Here is a 232-nt window from a genome sequence, read left to right as displayed (position 1 = left end):
GAAGGCTACAAGGCCGACAGCGAGCAGGACGGTTGCCATGTGTACCGATTCGACCCGCTCGCCAATGTCCTGGAGCGGGTTGCCGAGGATTTCCAGAAGCCTAATGGCCTGGCGTTTTCGCCGGACGAATCCTTGCTGTACATCTCCGATACCTCGGCCTCCCATGATCCAGCAGGCTGCCATCACGTGCGCGTGTTTGATGTCGAGGCGGGCCGCAGGCTGGTCAATGGCC

At 61.2% G+C, this 232-nt stretch carries 1 protein-coding gene; it reads left to right on the top strand.

What is annotated here, in order from left to right:
• Positions 1-232: SMP-30/gluconolactonase/LRE family protein (locus SB753_RS41920; protein ID WP_410805802.1), on the top strand; the 232-nt coding region annotated here is incomplete at both ends.

Origin of the sequence: Paraburkholderia sp. SIMBA_053 (genome assembly GCF_046534895.1) — a bacterium.
Classification (GTDB): domain Bacteria; phylum Pseudomonadota; class Gammaproteobacteria; order Burkholderiales; family Burkholderiaceae; genus Paraburkholderia; species Paraburkholderia caledonica.
This window is presented reverse-complemented; position numbering and strand designations above follow the sequence as displayed.